An 18,997-nucleotide genomic window follows, 5' to 3' on the forward strand; every position below is an offset into this window, starting at 1 on the left:
CGAGCCCTAAAAAACGCCTGAAAACGCCCGAAATCACGCCCAAAACACGTTGAGTAAAATGCTAGATAAACAGAGCCTTAGCCCAGTAAATACGCGGCCTACGCTGTCTCGGCGCTTTAGTGTTGCACCCATGATGGATTGGACTGACCCCCATTGCCGCTACTTCCTACGCATCCTCTCCAAACATGCCCTGCTCTACACCGAAATGGTCACCACCGGCGCGCTACTCAACGGCGACCATGAGCGTTTCCTGCGTCACCACGAGGCCGAACACCCGCTGGCCCTCCAACTCGGCGGCAGCGTCCCGGCAGACCTGGCCGCCTGTTCGCGGATGGCCCAGGAGCACGGCTACGACGAGGTGAACCTCAACGTCGGCTGCCCCAGCGACCGGGTGCAGAACAATATGATCGGCGCTTGCCTGATGGGGCATCCGGATCTGGTGGCCGATTGTGTGAAGGCGATGCGCGATGCGGTGTCGATTCCGGTGACGGTCAAGCACCGCATCGGGATTAATGGGCGAGACAGTTACGAGCAGTTGTGTGAGTTTGTCGGAACGGTGCGTGAAGCGGGTTGCACCAGTTTCACCGTGCACGCTCGGATTGCGATTCTGGAGGGGTTGTCGCCGAAGGAGAATCGTGACATTCCGCCGCTGCGTTATGACGTGGTGGCGCGGTTGAAGGCGGATTTTCCAGAGCTGGAGATCGTACTCAATGGCGGGATCAAGACGCTCGAAGCGTGCCATGAGCATCTGCAGACGTTCGACGGCGTGATGTTGGGGCGCGAGGCGTATCACAATCCGTATCTGCTGGCCGAGGTGGACCAGCAATTGTTTGGCAGCACCGCACCGGTGATCAGTCGGGCCGAGGCGCTGGCGCAATTGCGGCCTTATATCGCCAATCATCTGGCCGCGGGTGGCGCAATGCATCACATTACCCGCCATGTGCTCGGGCTCGGTACCGGTTTCCCGGGAGCGCGACGGTTTCGGCAGTTGTTGTCGGTGGATATTCACAAGACCCAGGATCCGTTGGCGTTGCTGGATCAGGCAGGGCAGTTGCTGGAAGGGCGTTAACCGTCACTTGCTTTGAACCTGCGGCCTGTTTTGGCATCGTATCTACCGATACCGCCCTGGCCTTTCAAACAGCCGTTTTCAGGTTGTTGCCGCCGGGGCCTTCGATACCTCTACACGCCCTTGAGTGGCTGCCGGCCCTCGGGTAATGTCAACAGACCCATAGGACAGAGCATACTCATGACTTCCAAGCTGGAACAACTCAAGCAATTCACGACCGTCGTGGCCGATACCGGCGACTTCGAGGCCATCGCCCGCATCAAGCCCGTCGACGCTACCACCAACCCTTCCCTGCTGCTCAAGGCTTCGGCCATCCACGGCTATGCCGAGCAGCTGAATGCCTGCGTGGCGGATTGCAAAGGTGATGTGGGCCTGGCCAGCGACCGTTTCGCCGTGGCGGTTGGGCAAGAGATCCTGAAGGTGATTCCAGGCCGTATTTCCACTGAGGTGGATGCGCGCCTGTCGTTCGACACCGATGCCATGCTCAAGCGTGCCCATCGCCTGATCGACCTCTATGAAAAGGCAGGCATTGGCCGTGAGCGCGTGCTGATCAAGATCGCCTCCACCTGGGAAGGCATTCGCGCCGCTGAGCAACTGGAGCGCGAAGGCATCCAGTGCAACCTGACCCTGTTGTTCTCCTTCGCCCAGGCTGCGGCCTGTGCCGATGCTGGGGTGTTCCTGATTTCGCCGTTCGTGGGCCGTATCTACGACTGGTACAAGAAAGCCAATGGCAACGATTACACCGGCGCCGATGATCCGGGCGTACAGTCGGTGACGCGCATCTACAATTATTACAAGGCCAATGACTACAAGACCGTAGTCATGGGCGCGAGCTTCCGTAACCTCAACCAGATCGAGCAATTGGCCGGTTGCGACCGCCTGACCGTCAGCCCGGAGCTGCTGGAGAAACTGGCGACAGACGAAGGCAAGCTGGAGCGCAAGCTGGCGCCGGGGCAAGCCGGGGAAACACGCCTGAACCTCAACGAATCCCAGTTCCGCTGGTTGTCCAACGAGGATGCCATGGCGACTGAGAAACTGGCTGAAGGTATTCGTCAGTTTGCCCGGGACCAGGAAAAGCTGGAAGCGTTGCTGCAAGCCAAGCTGTAAGGCGATACAAGCAGCATGAAAAAGGGCGAACCTTGGTAGGTTCGCCCTTTTTCATGGGGGGTTGATAATAGAACGCAGCGACTGAAAGGCTCGCTCCTGGCTCAGCCGCCGGGACGCTCCAAGGCATTCACCAGATCATGAAATGCCTCACGATTGGAGTCGTTCAGCCCCATGAGGATCTTGTGGGCTTCGAGCACCTTGATCCGCACTTCCTCTTCGGACTGATCCTGGTCTGGCAAGTCGTCCAGACATTCGGGGCACGGCACAGGATCGCCAACGATGTTGAACACCTGGTCGAAGCCCATCGATTGCAGAAGACGGGTGATGTCGTTGTGGGTGGTGACGACGGTGGGCAGCAGGCCAACCTTTTGCCGCGAGAGAATCGACAGCTTGGCCAGCAGGCCCAGGGTGGTGCTATCGATGCTGCGGGTTTCGGTCAGGTCGATCACGATAGCGCTGAAGTTCAGCGCGGTGAAGATCCGCTCAATAGTCGCATCCAGCGCCGAACACAGGGTCAGGCGCACTTCACCGACAAACTTCAGGACGAAGGTGCCGTCCTGCTCGGCGAACTGGATTCTACCGGTACTCATCAAAGATTCCTGCTCAACACTAACAGGGCGATATCATCCGGCATCTCCCCTAGCGTGGCTAATCCAAACACTTGGCGCAAGCCTTCCAGGCTGCCACCCGCTGCACTCACCCGCTGAGGCAAGGCCGCTTCCTTCTCTTTGAGTGTAGGTTCCGTCAAAAGGTCCAAAATGCCATCAGACATCAGCGTCAGGCTGAAGGTCGGCGGCAATTCCAGCACGTGGTCTTGGTAGGTGGCTTCGTTGAACAGCCCCACCGGCAGACCGCGTCCTTCGAGGTAACGCACACTGTCTGGCGTGTACAACACAGGCAACGGCAAATGACCGCCGATGCTATAGGTCAACAAGCCCGTCTCCTCGTCGATGACTCCACCGACCATTGTGACGTGTTTGCCCAGCTTACAACTGATCAGGCCTCGGTTGATATGCCCAAGGACTTCTGATGGCTTGAACTCTGGCAATGTGCCGTTGCGCTTGGACTCGAATAGCAACCGCGTGGTCATGAACTTCAGCAGCACCGTGACGAATGCCGAGGAAGCACCATGGCCTGAAACGTCAGCCAGGTAGAATGCCACTCGCCGTTCGTCGACCCGAAAATAGTCAACGAAATCCCCCGACAGATACAACGACGGGATGATCTGGTGGGCAAAGCGGAAATCGTCGACGGTCCAGGGGCTCACCGGCAGCATGTTCATCTGCACCTGGCGCCCGGCGTTCTGGTCTTCCTGCAGCAGGTTCAGGCTAGCTTCCAGCTCGCGGTTGGCGGTCTCGAGTTTTTCGCGATAGCGCTGGTTTTCCACCAACAGGCGTGAACGGTCCAGCGCACGGCGTACCGAGTGCTCGAGCACTGCAAGGTCTTCGAGGGGCTTGATCAGGTAATCCGCCGCGCCCAGGCGCAACGCCTCGACCGCATCGTTCATCACGCCCGCGCCCGAAACCACGATCACCGGGGTTTGCGAGGAAATCTCGGTAACCTGGCGAATGAGTTCGAGTCCGCCCATCTGCGGCATGCGCAGGTCGCAGATGACCAGGTCGGGCTTGTCTTGCTCGAATACCTGAAGACCCTGTTGGCCATTGCTGGCCTGCAGGACGCTGAAACCACTGTCTTCCAAGTAGGCCGCGAGGCTGGCTCGCACCACTTCGTCATCATCGATTATCAGCAGCGTGGCACTGGTTTTTGGCATGTGGGCAAACGGCGCCAGAATTAGGTTGGCGTAGCGGGCTGGGCTGTCTGGCCTGGCACGCACTACTGGATTCGCTTTCTAGCCTCTCTGTCGTAACGGTTTCGAGCTTTCGCCCGACACGCCATTACATCAGAGGTGCCCTTCTAAGGCGCAGACGGTACTCCCATCCGCGGGGCGTTTCAAGCGCATGCAAATAGCCGCTCGCCGTCTTTGTTTGTCAACGCACAGAGAGTTATAAGAACCGAGCGAAGCGTAACTCAATGAAAGGATCAGTCCCGAACAAACAAAGCATAAAAGCTAAAGAAGGCGGCATTCAGGACCGCCTTCCCGGGCTTGCAGGCCGAATTAAAAGTCGTCTTCGACCTGGCCATCCTTGACTTTGAACTCACGGTTTTGCAGGTAGGCGTTACGAATGAAGACGTATTTGTCGCCGCTCACCATTTTTTCCGCCGACAGCAGGCTGGCACGGGTGTCGACGATGTTCAGGCCCCAGATCGAGTTACGCACCGAGACATTGTCGATGTAACGATAAGGCAGGGTGTAGTTATCGACCAGTTTGGCAGGCGCGTCACGCACGGTGCTTGGCCCCAACAAGGGCAGCATCACGTATGGGCCACTGCCCACGCCCCAGTAGCCCAGGGTCTGGCCGAAATCTTCGTCGCTGCGTTGCAGGCCCATCTGGGTGCCCACGTCGAAGAAGCCCAGCAGGCCGAAGGTGGTGTTGAAGATCAACCGAGCCGTGTCGACCCCGGCAGCGGCCGGCTTGGCCTGCAGCACATTGTTGGCCAGGTTGCCCACGTCGCCGATGTTGCGAAACATGTTGTGGATGCCGTCTTCGAGAAATTGCGGCGTCACGTACTGATAACCCTGGGCCAATGGTTTGAGCGCATAGGTATCGACGGTGTCGTTGAAGGTGAAGATCGGACGGTTGATGCTTTCCCAAGGGTCTTCTTCCGTGGCGGCCTGGGCAGCGAACGGGACCAGCAGGACGCTGGCAGACAAACACAGCTGAGCTAGACGATGGCTCCAGCGCATAAGGTAGAACTCCTTGGATTGTTCAGGCAAGGGCGCCGGGCCCAGACGGTAAGGTGGCTAGTATAAGACGGAACGCGTGGATACACAGCACCGAAAAAAGAAGCGGGCTGTAGGACGTTTCCGCCACCCGGCGCTTCACTTCACTGTCACCGGACTGTCATCGAGGCTCGCTAGGCTACGGGTCATTTCAAGGACGTTCCCATGCCCCGCGCCGAAGCCCTGCCCCTCCCGGCTCCTCGCCTGACCGCCGTACTGTTTGGCCTTAGCGGGTGCCTGGTGGATTTCGGCGCACGCATTCGCCAATCCGGGGCTGTGCCCAACGAGCATGCGCAACCGACACCTGGCGCCCTGGAAAGCCTGCATCGCCTGCAACATCAAGGTATTCCCTGCGCCTGGCTAGACGAATTACCCCCTGCCATCAGTCATGCCCTGGCGACGTCATTGCCAGGCTGGATCAAACCGCCGCAACTTCCGGCAACAAATAATCCGTGGCCGGCGCCTCACGCCTGCTGGCAGGCCTTGATGGCGCTGAACGTCCAGCAATTGGATGGATGCGTGCTGGTCAGCGGCGAACCGAAACTGTTGCAGTCTGGGCTCAACGCCGGCTTGTGGACCATCGGCCTGGCCTCCTGCGGCTCCTTGTGCGGCCTGGGACCAGGTGAATGGCAGGCATTGAGCCAACAGGAACGGGAAATCCGACGCGCCCGGGCCACCGTGCAATTGTTTGGCCTGGGGGTGCATTCGGTGATCGACCATCTGGGTGAACTCGATACTTGCCTGGCGGATATCTGCCTGCGTCGATTCAAAGGCGAGAAGCCATGACCGGGATCATGCAGGGAGCGCGAGGGTGGATTACTCTTAAGGCGAGCCACGGACTTTTGACGCAGCGTCGCGGTCCATGGCTGTGCCTATCAATAAAGGGAGTACGCCAATGCCTGCCCGCCGCGAACTGCAAGAACAACTCAATACCCTGCGCGAGCAATTGGACCAGAACCCGCCGTTGTCCGAGCCTGAGCGTGAAAATCTGCATCAATTGATGGCTCAGATCGAAGCTGAAATCCAACTGGAAAACCAACTTCAGGACACCAACCTGGTCGACGGCGTGAACCTGGCCGTGGAACGTTTCGAAGTGGATCACCCAACCATTGCCGGGACGTTGCGCAATATCGTGCAAGCCTTGGGCAGCATGGGGATCTAATCCGTCGGACATTAAAAAGCCCCGCTAGCGATAGCGGGGCTTTTTTATATCCACGAACTCAAAGTATGGGAGCGAGCTTGCTCCCGCTGCGGCGCGAAGCGGCCCAAAAACCTGCAAATGCGGAGCATTAGACACACCGCACCCGCCGGTTTACGACTGCTTCGCAGCCGAGCGGGAGCAAGCTCCCTCGCCACAGTCCATCATCTTTCTTAAATGAATGGCATTACGCTCCCACAGGGGGGCTTTATTGGCGGACCAGGCGATGGTTCGGCAACTGCACCGCTTCGGTGCTGCGATACGGATTGATATCCAGCCCGCCACGACGCACATACCGCGCATACACCGTCAGTTTCTCAGGCTTGAGCAAGCGCTGCAGGTCAAGAAAGATCCGCTCCACGCATTGCTCATGGAAATCCGAATGCTGGCGGAAGCTAACGATATAGGCCAGCAGGCTGGCAGGGTCCAGGGCCGCGCCGCGATATTCCACCGCCACGCTGCCCCAATCCGGCTGGCTGGTCACCGGGCAGTTGGATTTGAGCAGATGGCTGTGCAGGCTTTCCTCGACGATGCGTGACTCGTCGCAACGCAGCAGTTCCGGGCGCGGGTGTGCGTAGGAGTCGACGTTGATGTCCAAATCGTCGATGCATACGCCAGGCAGCGCCACGATGCCTTCGCCTGCCACGTCCTTGAGGCTGCGAATCCGCACGCCCACCGGCTTGCCGGCAGCTGCCGACAGGTCCTGGCGCAGGGTGGCCTCCAGGCTGGCGGTGTCGACGAACGGGGTCTGGTTCAAGGAATTGAGGTACAGCTTGAAGGACTTGGACTCGATGATGTTCGGCGAATCCGCCGGAATCGAGAATTCGCCGATGGCCACTACCGGCTTGCCGGAAGGCAACAGCCACGACAGCTCGAAACAATTCCAGAAATCCACGCCTTTGTACGGCAAGGTCTCGGCCGTCAGGCCCAGCTCCGCCCATTTCGCGGCGCGCGGGATCGGGAACAGCAAGGACGGCGTGTACGTGGCAATGTATTCGCTGGATTTGCCCAGCGGCGAGTGTTCGGCTGCGGGATGCATGGCGGAAACCTGACTGAAGAATCAGCGGATTCTATCAGCCTTTGCCGCCGCCTTTGAGTGCTTACTGACTGACTGTCAGGTTGCCTTTCATTCCGGCCTGGTAATGACCGGGAATATTGCAGGCGAACTCAAGGCGCGTGGCCTTGCTGAACGTCCAGGTCAACTCAGCGGTTTTGCCCGGCTCCACCAATACGCTGTTGGGATCGTCGTGGACCATGCCGGCCTGGCCGTGCCCCATGGCTGCATGATCCATGGCGCCATGAGCCATGTCCTGCTTCATCGCAGTCGGTGTCAACCGGCCGCTCTGCTGCATCTCGAGCATTTCCTGCTGGTGCTCGGCGTGAGCCGCCGCGTCGCCCAGATTGAATTCGTGGAGCAACTGGCCCTTGTTGACCAGTACAAACCGAACGGTTTCCCCCGCCTTGATCTCAATCGCGCCAGGCTTGAACGTCATGTCCTCCATCACCACATCGATGCTGCGCCCGGCCTTGGCCGCCGAAGCAGGCTCACCGAAATCGAAATGGGCCGGCGACGCCCACGACGGCGCGCTGAGGACCCATGCACAAGCAACCAGGATCAAGCGGTTTCGCATCAACATGTACATACTCCAACCGAATAAGGTTTAGCTTGTGGGAAACTCTATTCGTACAGGCCTGCCAGACGCCTGACAGTTTGATTACAACTTTGTCAGGTTGCGCCACGGCCTCGCCGGCCACGGTATAACGCCCTCGTTCCAACCATGCCTTGAGCTGCCCCATGAAACTGCTGATCGTCGAAGACCAAACCAAAACCGGCCAATATCTGCGTCAAGGCCTGGGCGAAGCCGGATTCAACGCTGACTTGGTGGCCGACGGCATCACTGGCCAACAATTGGCCTTGAGCGGTGAATACGCCCTGCTGATCCTCGACGTGATGTTGCCTGGGCGCGATGGCTGGCAGATCCTGCAAGCGGTGCGAGGCGCCGGCCTGGACACGCCAGTGCTGTTCCTCACTGCTCGGGACGCGGTACAGGACCGCGTACATGGCCTGGAATTGGGTGCCGATGATTACCTGGTCAAACCCTTCGCCTTTTCCGAATTGCTCGCGCGAGTGCGCAGCCTCTTGCGACGAGGCAGTTCGACACCCCAGGAAACCAGCCTGCAACTGGCGGACCTGCGCCTGGATCTGATCCGCCGCCGCGTCGAACGCAGCGGCCGGCGCATCGACCTCACCGCCAAGGAATTCGCCCTGCTGGAAATGCTCCTGCGCCGCCAGGGCGAAGTACTGCCCAAGTCCCTGATCGCCTCCCAGGTCTGGGACATGAATTTCGACAGCGACACCAACGTCATCGAAGTTGCGATCCGGCGCCTTCGCCTCAAGATCGACGATGAGTTCCCCGACAAACTCATCCATACCGTACGAGGCATGGGGTATGTGCTTGAAGAGCGCAGCCTGTGAGGGGGCGATGGTCACTGAGCAGTCGCCTGGCGCTGCTGTTCGCCGCCTGCACTGCCGTGGTGTCTTTGTTTGCCGGGGTTTTGTTCAGCCGGGGCAGCGAGGCGCATTTCATCGAGCTGGACCAGCAACTGCTCGAAGGCAAGCTGATCGGCCTGCGCCGTGCCTTGCAGGACTTCGATGCGGATAAGACCCAGAACCGCCTGGAAGATGAACTGAGCCGCCAGGCGGACCTGGCGCTACGCATCAAGAGCAGCGATGGCGAACGCTGGTATGACAGTTCGATCCGGATCCCGGCGCAACTACCGGAAGGTCCGGGCCTGTCGACCCTCAGCGATGCCGACGCCGATTACCGGGTGCTGAATGCCCCGCTCTACCCCGAGCGCCCAGGCTCACCGCAACTGACGCTGCTGCTGGACATCACGCACCACCAGCACTTCCTCCAGCGGATGCAGCGCCTGATCTGGCTGACCGTCGGCCTCTCGGCCCTGGCCACCGCCCTGCTCGGCGCCTGGGCCGCCCGACGGGCCTTGCGACCGTTGCGACGCATGGGCGCCATTGCCGGCAGTGTTTCGGCCCGCTCCCTCAATGCCCGACTGCCCGAAGAGCAAATGCCTGCCGAACTGGCGGAATTGGCCCACAGCATAAACGCCATGCTCGGACGCCTCGACGACGCCTTTCAACGACTCTCGGCATTCTCCGCCGACATCGCCCACGAGTTGCGCACACCGCTGTCGAACTTGCTGACCCACACTCAGGTCACCTTGACCCGCGAACGTTCGCTGGAAGATTACCGTGAGGCATTGCACGGCAATCTCGAGGAGCTGCAATGGATGGCGCAATTGGTCAACGACATGCTGTATCTGGCCAAGGCCGACCACGGTCTGCTGGCGCCCCATTGCGAACCACTGGAATTGGCCGCGGAAGCGGACGTGCTGCTGGAGTTCTTCGCGCCCCTGGCCGAAGACGCCAACGTCCGCCTGAGCCGCATGGGCGAAGGTTATATCGAGGGCGACCGCAGCATGCTGCGCCGGGCCCTCTCCAACCTGCTGGATAACGCCCTGCGCTTTACCCCGAGTGGCGGCGAAGTGCGGCTGCGGATTGTCGATGAGGCTCAGGTGGTGAGCCTCAGCGTGGAGAACAGTGGCGAGGGAATTTCCACGGACTTGCTGCCGCGCCTGTTCGACCGTTTCTACCGCGCCGACCCGGCTCGCCAGGAAGGCAGCAGCGAACATGCCGGATTGGGACTGGCGATCACCCGTTCGATCATCCTCGCCCATGGCGGGCAGATCCGGTGTGAGTCGGCCGATGGCTGGACGCGGTTTCGAGTTGAGTTGCCGAAGGCTAGGCAGCCCTGACACAAGCCCTATGGTGAGGGATACCCCCACCATAGGGGTCTTTGAATTATCAGGAATACCGCAACGCCTGCGCCGGCTCGATCTTCGCCGCACGCCACGCCGGGTAGACGGTGGCCAGGAAGCTCAGGATGAACCCGGCAGAGCAGATCAGCAGTACATCGCCGCGCTGCAGCTCCGACGGCAAGTTGCTGACGAAGTACACATCGGAACTGAAGATATGCTGGCCACTGACCCTTTCCAGCCAGCCTACCAGCTCACTGACGTTCAGCGCCGCAATCACCCCCAACACGCCGCCAATCAGCGTACCGACGACACCGATCACCGTACCCTGGACCATGAAGATCGCCATGATCTGCCTAGGCGTGGCACCGATGGTGCGCAGGATGGCGATATCCGCACCCTTGTCGTTCACCACCATGATCAGCGTGGCAATGATGTTGAACGCCGCTACCGCGACGATCATCAGCAACAGCAGGCCAATCATGGTCTTTTCCATTTTCATGGCACTGAACAGGCTGCCCTGGGTGTGGGTCCAGTCGTCGGCCTTGAAATCCGCGCCAAGGCTCGTGGCGATGTCAGCGGAGACCTTCGGCGCCGCATACAGGTCCTTCACCGCCAGGCGCACACTCTGCACCTGGTTCGGCTGCCAATGCTGCATCTGAGCCGCGTCGGCCAGGTGGATCAAGGCCATGGAGCCGTCCAGTTCGGCGCCTACCTTGAACACACCCACGACGTTCAGCCGCTGCATGCGCGGAGTGATACCGCCAGGTGCAGTGCTGACTTCCGGCACGATCAACGTCAGCTTGTCACCGACATTCAGGCGAAAACGCCGGGCGGTGATTTCGCCGATCACCACACCATATTCGCCTGGCTTCAAGGCATCGAGACGCCCCTGGACAATATGCTGGGCAACGATGGACACCTTGCCTTCCTGGGCCGGATCAATGCCGCTGATCTGGATCGGCTGCATCGAGCCCTTATGGCTGAGCATGCCTTCCATTTCGGTGAACGGCACGGCGGCAGTGACTTCGGGGTTTTTCAGCGCCGCGGCGGCCACCGGTTGCCAATCGTCGATCGGGTTGACGCCGACGAGAGTGGCGTGGGGCACCATGCCGAGGATGCGCGAACTCATTTCACGCTGGAAACCGTTCATCACCGACAGCACCACGATCATCGCCAGCACACCCAGGGCGAGGCCGATCATCGAGGTCATGGAGATGAACGAGACAAAGCGATTGCGGCGCTTGGCGCGGGTATAGCGCGTGCCGATAAAGATCGATAACGGTCTGAACATTCGCGGGGCACCGTATAAAAATAAAAGACCCGGCGCTTGCAGCAAACGCCGGGTTTCGGTCGGTCAGATGGGCGTCAGGCAACCTTCCTGCAAGTGCAGGACGCGGTCCATCTGGCGGGCCAGGTTCATGTCATGGGTCACCACCAGGAACGCGGTGCGCATCGACGTGCTGAGTTCCAGCATCAAATCCTGAATGCCTTGGGCAGTGTGGGAGTCGAGGTTGCCGGTCGGCTCATCGAGCATCACCAGGCCAGGCCGGTTGACCAAGGCGCGGGCAATCGCCACGCGTTGACGCTCGCCACCGGACAATTCGGCCGGCTTATGCTCCAGGCGATGGCCCAGCCCTACGCGCTCCAACAACGCCGTGGCACGCTGACGGGCTTCTGGAATCGCGGTGCGACCGATCAACAGCGGCATGCAGACGTTCTCCAGCGCCGTGAACTCGGGCAGCAAATGGTGGAACTGGTAGACGAAGCCCAGGGAACGGTTGCGCAGCAGGCCACGGGCCTTTTCGTTCAGCGCCGAGAGCTCTTCGCCCGCCAGCCAGACACTGCCGGCGGTCGGCGTATCGAGACCGCCCAACAGGTTGAGCAAGGTGCTCTTGCCCGAACCGGAGGTACCGACAATCGCCACGCGCTCGCCCGGATGCAGCTCCAGTTGCAGGCCCGACAACACCACCACCGACTCCGGGCCTTCCTCGTAGGATTTACCCAGGTTGCGGCAGCTCAAGATTGCTTTTTCACTCATGCCCGACTCACTCATAACGTAACGCCTCCGCAGGCTGGGTGCGCGCGGCACGCCAGGCTGGATACAGGGTGGCGAGGAAACTCAGGACCAACGCGGCGCCGCAGACCATCAACACATCATCTGCCTGCAATTGCGACGGCAGGTAGTCGATGAAATACACGTCGGCGTTGAGAAACTTGTGCCCGATCAGGCCTTCGAGGGCGGCAATCGCGGCGCTGACATTCAGCGCGGCGAACATCCCGACCAGCGCACCGACGAACGTGCCGATGACGCCGATGACCGTGCCCTGGACCATGAAGATCCGCATGATCTGCCCCGGCGTGGCGCCGAGGGTGCGCAGGATGGCGATGTCGCCCTTCTTGTCGTTCACCACCATCACCAGGGTAGAGATGATGTTGAACGCCGCCACGGCGACGATCAGCAACAGCAGCAGGCCGATCATGGCTTTTTCCATGCGGATCGCCTGGTACAGGTTGCCGTGGGTGCGGGTCCAGTCCCGAGCGTAGTAGCGGTCTTCGCCAAGTTGCTGGGCGATGGTCCAGGCGGCGCGCGGCGCCTGGAACAAGTCATCGAACTTCAACCGCAGGCCTTGGACCTGGTCCGGCTTCCAGCGATGCAGGCGCGCCAGGTCCTGGAGGTTGGTGACGCCCAGGTAACCATCCAGCTCGCCGGCGCCGACATGGAAAATGCCAACTACGGTAAAACGTTTCATGCGCGGGAACATGCCCCCCGGAGTCACTGTGACTTCCGGGGCGACGAAGGTCAGCTTGTCGCCGATGGCCACGCCAAGCTTGGCTGCGGCCTTGTCACCGATGACGATCCCGAAACTGCCCGGCGCCAGGTCGTCGAGTTTGCCCTGTTGCATGAAGTTATCGATGATCGACACCTGCCGTTCCAGCGCAGGGTCGATGCCATTGAGCAAGACCTTGGACACCTTGCCGTCATTGGTCAGCAGCCCCTGCATCTGGGTGAACGGCGCAACGGCCAGCACCTGAGGGTTCTGCTTGACCTTGGCGGCCAGGCTCGGCCAGTCGCTGATGGCTTCGCCGGATTCGAGGGTCGCGTGGGGCACCATGCCCAGCACGCGGGTGCGCATTTCATGATCGAAGCCGTTCATGACCGAGAGCACGACGATCATCACGACCACGCCAAGGGCCAGTCCGATGATGGAAGTCAGGGAAATGAACGATACAAAATGATTGCGGCGCTTTGCACGGGTATAACGCGTGCCGATAAATACGAAGAGAGGTCTGAACATGTCGGGGCTTGTTCGGAGGGAAAAGGAACGTCCTTGTGGCGGGGGTCACAAACCAGCTTTACACTCAGACCACCGCCGCTACCATGGGTTCGCCATGTCGACATTAGATGAAGAAGATCGCCGCGAATACTACCGTATCGAGGACACGATCGCACTGGAAATTCGGCCCCTCTCAATTCCTGAAGCCGCCGGCCAGGAAGTGTTGCAGGATCCTTCTCCACTGTTCAATCTGCTCAGTGAACTGCACCTGAGCGAATTCGAGTCACAACACCTGCTGCGCCAGATCAGCGAGCGCGAACGCAGCATCGCCGCCTATCTCAAGGCCATGAACAAACGCCTCGACCTGCTCAGCCAGGTCATTGCCCTGACCGTGCTCGGGGAAATCGGCGAACCGCAACCGGTGATCATTTCCGAAGGCGGCATCGACTTCCAATACCCCACGCCAATTGCCGTCGGCACGCATCTGTCGATCAAGCTCGTGCTGATGCCGCAAGCCCTTGGCCTGCTGCTGCGAGCGCGCGTCACCCATTGCGACCCCAAGGGTGGCGGCTACGACGTGGGCACCGAGTTCGAACATCCGACCGATGCCCAGCGCCAGCTGCTGGCCCGCTACATCCTGCAAAAACAGGCGCAAGAACGGCGCCTGGCCCGGGAACTGAACGAATCAGGTATCAATAAGGAACAACCGTGACCCTCATTTATGGCCACCGCGGCGCCAAGGGCGAAGCGCCGGAAAATACCCTGACCGGTTTTCAGGAGTGTCTCAAGCACGGCGTGCGCCGTTGCGAGCTGGACCTGCATCTTTCGATGGACGGCGAGTTGATGGTGATCCATGACCCGACCCTCAAGCGCACCACGGATCGCCGGGGCAAGGTGGTGGAGCATTCCGCCGCCGAGCTGGTGACCTACGATGCGCGCAAGGGGGGCCCGGGCTGGATCAAGCCGTGCCCGATCCCACGCCTGGAGGAGCTGTTCGAGAAGTGCGATTTCGAGCACTGGCAACTGGAGGTCAAGAGCGCCTCACGCACCCGCGCCGCCGCCACCGTCCTGGGAATTCGTGAGATGGCCCAGCGATTCGGGCTGCTGGACAAGATCACCATCACTTCAAGCTCACGGGAAGTGCTTAAGGCGGCCCTGGACCTGACCCCGGACATTTCCCGCGGCCTGGTGGCCGAATACGCCTGGCTCGACCCGCTGAAGGTCGCCCAGAGTTATGGCTGTGAGATTTTGGCGCTGAACTGGACGCTGTGCACACCCGAGCGCCTGATCAAGGCCCAGCGCCAGGGGCTGCACGTGTCGGTGTGGACGGTCAACGAACCCGCGCTGATGCGCAGGCTCGCCGACTTCGGCGTTGACAGCCTGATTACAGACTTTCCCGGTTTGGCCACTGCCACGCTTGAGAAAGGCTGAAATCGGTCTCCCCGGCCGGCTCAGGCCACCGGCCGGAGCCGCTCAAAAAAGCCGGTTGAGCCCGTCATAGGCCGCTACCCGATAGGCTTCGGCCATGGTCGGGTAGTTGAACGTGGTGTTGACGAAGTATTTCAGCGTGTTCAGCTCGCCCGGCTGGTTCATGATCGCCTGGCCGATGTGCACGATCTCCGAGGCCTGGTAGCCGAAACAGTGCACGCCTAGCACTTCCAGCGTTTCGCGGTGGAACAGGATCTTCAGCATGCCTTGCGGCTCGCCGGCGATCTGCGCTCGCGCCATGCTCTTGAAGAACGCCTTGCCCACTTCATAGGGCACCTTGGCCTGGGTCAGTTCCTGCTCGTTCTTGCCGATGGAGCTGATTTCCGGAATGGTATAGATGCCGGTCGGCACGTCGTTGACGAAGCGCCAACTGCCATTGTCGACGATGCTGCCGGCGGCTGAACGGCCTTGGTCATGAGCAGCACTGGCCAGGCTCGGCCAGCCGATCACGTCACCGGCGCCGTAGATGTTCGGCACGCAGGTGCGGTAGTTCTCGTCGACTTCGATCTGGCCGCGGCTGTTGACCTTCACGCCGATGTTTTCCAGGCCCAGGGTGTCGGTGTTGCCGGTACGGCCGTTGCACCAGAGCAAGGCGTCGGCCTTGATCTTCTTGCCGGACTTGAGGTGCAGGATCACGCCGTTGTCGACGCCTTCGACACGGTCGTAGTCTTCGTTGTGGCGCACGGTGATGTTGTTATTGCTGAAGTGATAGCTCAGGGCCTGGGAGATTTCCGAATCCAGGAAGCTCAGCAACTGGCCACGGTTATCCACCAGCTCCACCAGCACACCCAGGCCGCTGAAGATCGAGGCGTATTCGCAACCGATCACGCCGGCACCGTAGACGATGAGCTTACGCGGGGTGTGACCCAGGCTCAGGATGGTGTCGCTATCGTAGATACGCGCATGGTTGAAATCGATGTCAGCCGGGCGATACGGGCGCGAGCCAGTGGCGATGATGATGTGCTTGGCCACCAGCTTCTCGACCACGCCGTTACCGCAGACCACTTCCACCGTCTGCTCGTCGGCAAAGCTGCCGGTGCCGAAGAACACATCGACACGATTGCGGGCGTAGTAGCCAGTGCGCGAAGCGACCTGCTTGGAAATCACCTTCTCGGCGCTCTTGAGCACGTCCGGAAAGGAGAACCAGCGTGGCTCGCCGATGGCCCGGAACATCGGGTTGGTGTTGAACTGCATGATCTGCCGGACCGAGTGACGCAAGGCCTTGGACGGGATGGTACCCAAGTGGGTGCAGTTGCCGCCGACCTGCCGACGGCTGTCGACCATCGCCACCTTGCGCCCCGCCTTGGCGGCGTTCATTGCCGCGCCTTCCCCCGCCGGGCCGGAACCCAGTACCACCACGTCGTAGTTGTAGACAGCCATGCGTACTCCTCAGAACAGGCCGCGGCACCACACCGGCACCGACGGCTAAATCATGCCGGCAGCGGCATGAAGGAACAATTTTCAGGCCGGTTCACGAGCCCGGCCACAGTCTATAGAAGCGTCAACGCCGCGCACATTACCCCTTGGTCGCGTCATAGGCTAGTTTTGGCTGCGCTATTTCGCCACAGGCAACCTTTCAGGGCGCTGTCATCATTGGGTTTTCCCGCCCGCTATCCGTTCAAACGCATCGTTTGTACGAACGACGAAACGGTCGTTGTCCCGCAGCACGAAAAATACCCCGATGCCATGTTTTTCGGCATAGTCCCAACCCCGTTCAGGACCGAGAATCAGCAACAGCGTCGATAGTCCATCGGCCATCAGCGCCGAAGGATGAATCACCGTGACTGACGCCAGGTCATGTAGGACCGGTGTACCGGTGCGTGCGTCAAACGTGTGGGAGTAACGCCTGCCGCCCTGCTCGAAATATTTACGATAATCACCGGACGTCGAAACCCCGTAATCATTGACTTCAATGACACGCTCGGCCACCTGCCGGTCGTCCCGCGGCTCCTCCAGGGCAACCCGCCAGGGCGAGCCATCGGGTTTGCGTCCGACGGCCTTGAGTTCGCCCGTCGCCTCGGCCAGGTAACTGTCGAGCCCCAGGGCTTGGAGCCGGGCGGCGATCCGGTCGACGGCGTAGCCTGCGGCGATACTGTTGAAATCAACTTCCACCGCTGCGTCCTTGCACAGGCGGTCACCGTCGATGCGCAAGTGATCGTGCCCGACGCGCTGACGTACCAGGGCCAGGGCTTGTTCGGTCGGCACTTTCTCTGCCCGTGACTGGGGCCCGAAGCCCCACAGGTTGAGCAATGGTTCCACGGTGAGGTCGAAGGACCCGTCGCTTTGAACCGACAACTGCTCGCCGACACGGATCAATTCCAGAACCGGACCTGGCATGACCTGGCAGCTATTGGCCGGCAGCGCATTGAAGCGTTCGATGTCCGAGTCACTGCGATAGGTCGAGAACTGCCGATCCACTTCGGCAAGGATGTTTTCCACTTCGACCTGCACCAGTTTCGGATCGGGCCCGGCGGAATGCCTGACGTACTGGATGGAATAGTGACTGCCCATGGTCGGGCCGTCGAAACGCTCCAGGGTGTCGCCATTGCCACAGCCGGACAACACGCCGGCAAAAACCACAAGCATTGCCCACCGTCCAGTTAACAAATCTTCATCTCCCCTCAAAACCGCGCCGGCCATTATGGGCTTCAGTGCCAGTCCAAATGCAAAACCCTGTGGGAGCGGGCTTGCTCGCGAAGGCAATCAAACAGGCAGTATCTCGGTTGAGTTTGCCGACCTCTTCGCGAGCAAGCCCGCTCCCACAGGAGATACAACCCCCATACAAGATTTGTCAGAGTGAGTACCTACCCATGCCTTCCACCACGAGCAACGGCAAGGCGATTTTTCGCGTTGTCAGCGGCAACTTCCTGGAGATGTTCGACTTCATGGTCTATGGCTTCTACGCCACGGCCATCGCCAAGACATTTTTCCCTACCGACAGCGCATTCGCCTCGCTGATGCTGTCCCTGGCCACGTTCGGTGCCGGATTCCTGATGCGCCCCTTGGGGGCGATTTTTCTCGGTGCCTATATCGACCGTCATGGACGGCGCAAAGGCTTGATCATTACCCTGGCGATGATGGCGCTGGGCACCATCCTGATCGCCTGCGTGCCGGGCTACGCCACGCTGGGCGTGGCCGCGCCCCTGCTGGTGTTGCTTGGGCGTTTGCTGCAGGGCTTCTCCGCCGGCGTGGAACTGGGCGGCGTGTCGGTGTACCTGGCAGAAATCTCCACGCCGGGGCGCAAGGGTTTCTTTGTCAGTTGGCAATCCGCCAGTCAACAGGCTGCAGTGGTCTTTGCCGGCCTGCTGGGCGTGGCCCTCAATCACTGGCTGAGCCCGCAGCAAATGGGCGAATGGGGCTGGCGGGTACCGTTCCTGGTGGGGTGCATGATCGTACCGGCGATTTTCGTGATCCGTCGCTCCCTGGAAGAAACACCGGAGTTCCAGGCCAGGAAACATCGGCCTAGCCTGTCGGAAGTTATCCGCTCCATCGGCCAGAACTTTGGCATCGTCTTGGCCGGCATGGCGCTGGTGGTGATGACCACCGTGTCGTTCTACCTGATCACCGCCTACACACCGACCTTCGGCAAGGCCGAGCTGAACCTGTCGGACCTCGATGCGCTGCTGGTCACGGTCTGCATCGGCTTGTCGAATTTTTTCTGGCTACCGGTGATGGGTGCGCTCTCCGACAAGATCGGGCGCAAACCCTTGCTGCTCGGCGCGACGGTGCTGGCGATCCTGACCGCCTACCCGGCGCTGGCCTGGCTGGTGGCCAACCCCAGCTTCAGTCACCTGCTGATCGTCGAGCTGTGGCTGTCGTTCCTGTACGGATCGTACAACGGCGCCATGGTGGTGGCCTTGACGGAAATCATGCCGGTCGAGGTGCGCACCACTGGCTTCTCCCTGGCCTACAGCCTGGCGACCGCGACATTCGGTGGGTTTACGCCAGCGGCGTGTACCTATCTGATCCATGTGCTGGACAACAAAGCAGCGCCGGGGATCTGGCTCAGCGGTGCGGCGGTGCTGGGGTTGATCGCCACCCTGGTGTTGTTCAAGGGCAATCGGCATGAGCTGCGCACGGCGCAGGCTTCGGTCGTCGGCGGCGCCTGATCTATCGCTATCGTCCGATCGCCGCCCGAAGCAAGCTCGCCCCCACAGGATGTACGCGGACAAACTGTGGGAGCGGGC

General features: G+C 60.5%; 19 protein-coding genes. 9 read left to right on the plus strand and 10 right to left on the minus strand.

Annotation, left to right across the window (positions count from 1 at the left end; all coding sequences use genetic code 11):
• Nucleotides 1-58 precede the first annotated feature (58 nt).
• Complete coding sequence (dusA, locus tag PFLQ2_RS10125; protein ID WP_003183363.1) at nucleotides 59-1,069, plus strand: tRNA dihydrouridine(20/20a) synthase DusA; 1,011 nt, start codon at nucleotides 59-61, stop codon at nucleotides 1,067-1,069.
• A 177-nt stretch (nucleotides 1,070-1,246) separates the two neighbouring features.
• Nucleotides 1,247-2,173 carry a transaldolase gene (tal, locus tag PFLQ2_RS10120; RefSeq protein ID WP_003183365.1) on the plus strand — a complete coding sequence of 309 codons (927 nt, stop codon included), beginning with the start codon at nucleotides 1,247-1,249 and terminating at the stop codon, nucleotides 2,171-2,173.
• Between the two features lie 101 nt (nucleotides 2,174-2,274).
• On the opposite strand, the gene rssC is transcribed toward tal, so the two are convergent.
• From rssC to PFLQ2_RS10105, 3 genes are all read right to left on the minus strand, one after another.
• The gene (gene rssC, locus PFLQ2_RS10115; RefSeq protein WP_003183367.1) at nucleotides 2,275-2,763 is read right to left on the minus strand and encodes an anti-sigma factor antagonist RssC; all 489 of its coding nucleotides are present in this window, start codon (nucleotides 2,761-2,763) and stop codon (nucleotides 2,275-2,277) included.
• Complete coding sequence (gene rssB, locus PFLQ2_RS10110) at nucleotides 2,763-3,944, minus strand: two-component system response regulator RssB (protein WP_003183368.1); 1,182 nt, start codon at nucleotides 3,942-3,944, stop codon at nucleotides 2,763-2,765. Before rssB ends, rssC begins: the two co-directional genes overlap by 1 nt.
• 345 nt (nucleotides 3,945-4,289) lie before the next feature.
• Nucleotides 4,290-4,979, minus strand: a complete 690-nt coding sequence (locus tag PFLQ2_RS10105) for an MlaA family lipoprotein (protein WP_003183370.1) — start codon at nucleotides 4,977-4,979, stop codon at nucleotides 4,290-4,292.
• A 201-nt stretch (nucleotides 4,980-5,180) separates the two neighbouring features.
• Here PFLQ2_RS10105 and PFLQ2_RS10100 point away from each other — a divergent pair, with 201 nt between their 5' ends.
• Together PFLQ2_RS10100 and PFLQ2_RS10095 are read left to right on the plus strand one after the other, a co-directional pair.
• A complete protein-coding gene (locus PFLQ2_RS10100) occupies nucleotides 5,181-5,801 on the plus strand; it encodes a hypothetical protein (RefSeq protein ID WP_003183373.1) in 621 nt (206 codons plus the stop codon).
• A gap of 109 nt (nucleotides 5,802-5,910) precedes the next feature.
• Nucleotides 5,911-6,177: a DUF4404 family protein gene (locus tag PFLQ2_RS10095; protein WP_003183375.1), complete on the plus strand. Its 267-nt coding sequence runs from the start codon at nucleotides 5,911-5,913 to the stop codon at nucleotides 6,175-6,177.
• Between the two features lie 244 nt (nucleotides 6,178-6,421).
• On the opposite strand, the gene queF is transcribed toward PFLQ2_RS10095, so the two are convergent.
• Both queF and PFLQ2_RS10085 read right to left on the minus strand, forming a co-directional pair.
• Entirely contained in the window at nucleotides 6,422-7,252 is an 831-nt protein-coding gene (gene queF / locus PFLQ2_RS10090) for an NADPH-dependent 7-cyano-7-deazaguanine reductase QueF (RefSeq protein ID WP_003183377.1), read from the minus strand.
• Nucleotides 7,253-7,313: 61 nt separating this feature from the next.
• Nucleotides 7,314-7,850 carry a cupredoxin domain-containing protein gene (locus PFLQ2_RS10085; RefSeq protein WP_003183380.1) on the minus strand — a complete coding sequence of 179 codons (537 nt, stop codon included), beginning with the start codon at nucleotides 7,848-7,850 and terminating at the stop codon, nucleotides 7,314-7,316.
• Between the two features lie 158 nt (nucleotides 7,851-8,008).
• Here PFLQ2_RS10085 and PFLQ2_RS10080 point away from each other — a divergent pair, with 158 nt between their 5' ends.
• Nucleotides 8,009-8,689, plus strand: a complete 681-nt coding sequence (locus PFLQ2_RS10080) for a heavy metal response regulator transcription factor (protein ID WP_003183382.1) — start codon at nucleotides 8,009-8,011, stop codon at nucleotides 8,687-8,689.
• Complete coding sequence (locus PFLQ2_RS10075; protein WP_003183385.1) at nucleotides 8,686-10,044, plus strand: heavy metal sensor histidine kinase; 1,359 nt, start codon at nucleotides 8,686-8,688, stop codon at nucleotides 10,042-10,044. Before PFLQ2_RS10080 ends, PFLQ2_RS10075 begins: the two co-directional genes overlap by 4 nt.
• 49 nt (nucleotides 10,045-10,093) lie before the next feature.
• Here the strand turns inward: PFLQ2_RS10075 and PFLQ2_RS10070 are convergent, their stop codons facing one another.
• The 3 genes from PFLQ2_RS10070 to PFLQ2_RS10060 form a co-directional block, all read right to left on the minus strand.
• A complete protein-coding gene (locus PFLQ2_RS10070) occupies nucleotides 10,094-11,338 on the minus strand; it encodes a lipoprotein-releasing ABC transporter permease subunit (protein ID WP_003183387.1) in 1,245 nt (414 codons plus the stop codon).
• A gap of 63 nt (nucleotides 11,339-11,401) precedes the next feature.
• Complete coding sequence (gene lolD / locus PFLQ2_RS10065) at nucleotides 11,402-12,085, minus strand: lipoprotein-releasing ABC transporter ATP-binding protein LolD (protein ID WP_172680611.1); 684 nt, start codon at nucleotides 12,083-12,085, stop codon at nucleotides 11,402-11,404.
• A 7-nt stretch (nucleotides 12,086-12,092) separates the two neighbouring features.
• Nucleotides 12,093-13,343 carry a lipoprotein-releasing ABC transporter permease subunit gene (locus PFLQ2_RS10060; RefSeq protein ID WP_003183396.1) on the minus strand — a complete coding sequence of 417 codons (1,251 nt, stop codon included), beginning with the start codon at nucleotides 13,341-13,343 and terminating at the stop codon, nucleotides 12,093-12,095.
• A 94-nt stretch (nucleotides 13,344-13,437) separates the two neighbouring features.
• Here PFLQ2_RS10060 and PFLQ2_RS10055 point away from each other — a divergent pair, with 94 nt between their 5' ends.
• On the plus strand, nucleotides 13,438-14,034 hold the full coding sequence (locus tag PFLQ2_RS10055) for a PilZ domain-containing protein (protein ID WP_003183397.1): 597 nt from the start codon (nucleotides 13,438-13,440) through the stop codon (nucleotides 14,032-14,034).
• Complete coding sequence (locus tag PFLQ2_RS10050) at nucleotides 14,031-14,753, plus strand: glycerophosphodiester phosphodiesterase (RefSeq protein WP_003183398.1); 723 nt, start codon at nucleotides 14,031-14,033, stop codon at nucleotides 14,751-14,753. Before PFLQ2_RS10055 ends, PFLQ2_RS10050 begins: the two co-directional genes overlap by 4 nt.
• Nucleotides 14,754-14,795: 42 nt before the next feature.
• Here the strand turns inward: PFLQ2_RS10050 and sthA are convergent, their stop codons facing one another.
• Both sthA and PFLQ2_RS10040 read right to left on the minus strand, forming a co-directional pair.
• Entirely contained in the window at nucleotides 14,796-16,190 is a 1,395-nt protein-coding gene (sthA, locus tag PFLQ2_RS10045; RefSeq protein WP_003183399.1) for a Si-specific NAD(P)(+) transhydrogenase, read from the minus strand.
• Nucleotides 16,191-16,400: 210 nt separating this feature from the next.
• Nucleotides 16,401-17,396 carry an FAD:protein FMN transferase gene (locus PFLQ2_RS10040; protein WP_033046151.1) on the minus strand — a complete coding sequence of 332 codons (996 nt, stop codon included), beginning with the start codon at nucleotides 17,394-17,396 and terminating at the stop codon, nucleotides 16,401-16,403.
• A 224-nt stretch (nucleotides 17,397-17,620) separates the two neighbouring features.
• On the opposite strand from PFLQ2_RS10040, the gene PFLQ2_RS10035 reads away from it, so the two are divergent.
• Nucleotides 17,621-18,919 carry an MFS transporter gene (locus tag PFLQ2_RS10035; protein ID WP_003183401.1) on the plus strand — a complete coding sequence of 433 codons (1,299 nt, stop codon included), beginning with the start codon at nucleotides 17,621-17,623 and terminating at the stop codon, nucleotides 18,917-18,919.
• Nucleotides 18,920-18,997 lie beyond the last annotated feature (78 nt).

Origin of the sequence: Pseudomonas fluorescens Q2-87 (genome assembly GCF_000281895.1) — a bacterium.
In the GTDB taxonomy this organism is placed as follows: domain Bacteria; phylum Pseudomonadota; class Gammaproteobacteria; order Pseudomonadales; family Pseudomonadaceae; genus Aquipseudomonas; species Aquipseudomonas fluorescens_S.

Excerpts from the sequence above, each read along its gene's own strand:
- sthA (WP_003183399.1), bottom strand. The coding sequence starts at position 16,190 with ATGGCTGTCTACAACTACGACGTGGTGGTACTGGGTTCCGGCCCGGCG.
- dusA (WP_003183363.1), top strand. The coding sequence starts at position 59 with ATGCTAGATAAACAGAGCCTTAGCCCAGTAAATACGCGGCCTACGCTG.
- tal (WP_003183365.1), top strand. The coding sequence starts at position 1,247 with ATGACTTCCAAGCTGGAACAACTCAAGCAATTCACGACCGTCGTGGCC.
- PFLQ2_RS10035 (WP_003183401.1), top strand. The coding sequence starts at position 17,621 with ATGCCTTCCACCACGAGCAACGGCAAGGCGATTTTTCGCGTTGTCAGC.
- lolD (WP_172680611.1), bottom strand. The coding sequence starts at position 12,085 with ATGAGTGAAAAAGCAATCTTGAGCTGCCGCAACCTGGGTAAATCCTAC.
- rssC (WP_003183367.1), bottom strand. The coding sequence starts at position 2,763 with ATGAGTACCGGTAGAATCCAGTTCGCCGAGCAGGACGGCACCTTCGTC.
- PFLQ2_RS10060 (WP_003183396.1), bottom strand. The coding sequence starts at position 13,343 with ATGTTCAGACCTCTCTTCGTATTTATCGGCACGCGTTATACCCGTGCA.
- PFLQ2_RS10100 (WP_003183373.1), top strand. The coding sequence starts at position 5,181 with ATGCCCCGCGCCGAAGCCCTGCCCCTCCCGGCTCCTCGCCTGACCGCC.
- rssB (WP_003183368.1), bottom strand. The coding sequence starts at position 3,944 with ATGCCAAAAACCAGTGCCACGCTGCTGATAATCGATGATGACGAAGTG.
- PFLQ2_RS10080 (WP_003183382.1), top strand. The coding sequence starts at position 8,009 with ATGAAACTGCTGATCGTCGAAGACCAAACCAAAACCGGCCAATATCTG.
- PFLQ2_RS10055 (WP_003183397.1), top strand. The coding sequence starts at position 13,438 with ATGTCGACATTAGATGAAGAAGATCGCCGCGAATACTACCGTATCGAG.
- PFLQ2_RS10105 (WP_003183370.1), bottom strand. The coding sequence starts at position 4,979 with ATGCGCTGGAGCCATCGTCTAGCTCAGCTGTGTTTGTCTGCCAGCGTC.
- PFLQ2_RS10085 (WP_003183380.1), bottom strand. The coding sequence starts at position 7,850 with ATGTTGATGCGAAACCGCTTGATCCTGGTTGCTTGTGCATGGGTCCTC.
- PFLQ2_RS10040 (WP_033046151.1), bottom strand. The coding sequence starts at position 17,396 with ATGCTTGTGGTTTTTGCCGGCGTGTTGTCCGGCTGTGGCAATGGCGAC.
- queF (WP_003183377.1), bottom strand. The coding sequence starts at position 7,252 with ATGCATCCCGCAGCCGAACACTCGCCGCTGGGCAAATCCAGCGAATAC.
- PFLQ2_RS10095 (WP_003183375.1), top strand. The coding sequence starts at position 5,911 with ATGCCTGCCCGCCGCGAACTGCAAGAACAACTCAATACCCTGCGCGAG.
- PFLQ2_RS10070 (WP_003183387.1), bottom strand. The coding sequence starts at position 11,338 with ATGTTCAGACCGTTATCGATCTTTATCGGCACGCGCTATACCCGCGCC.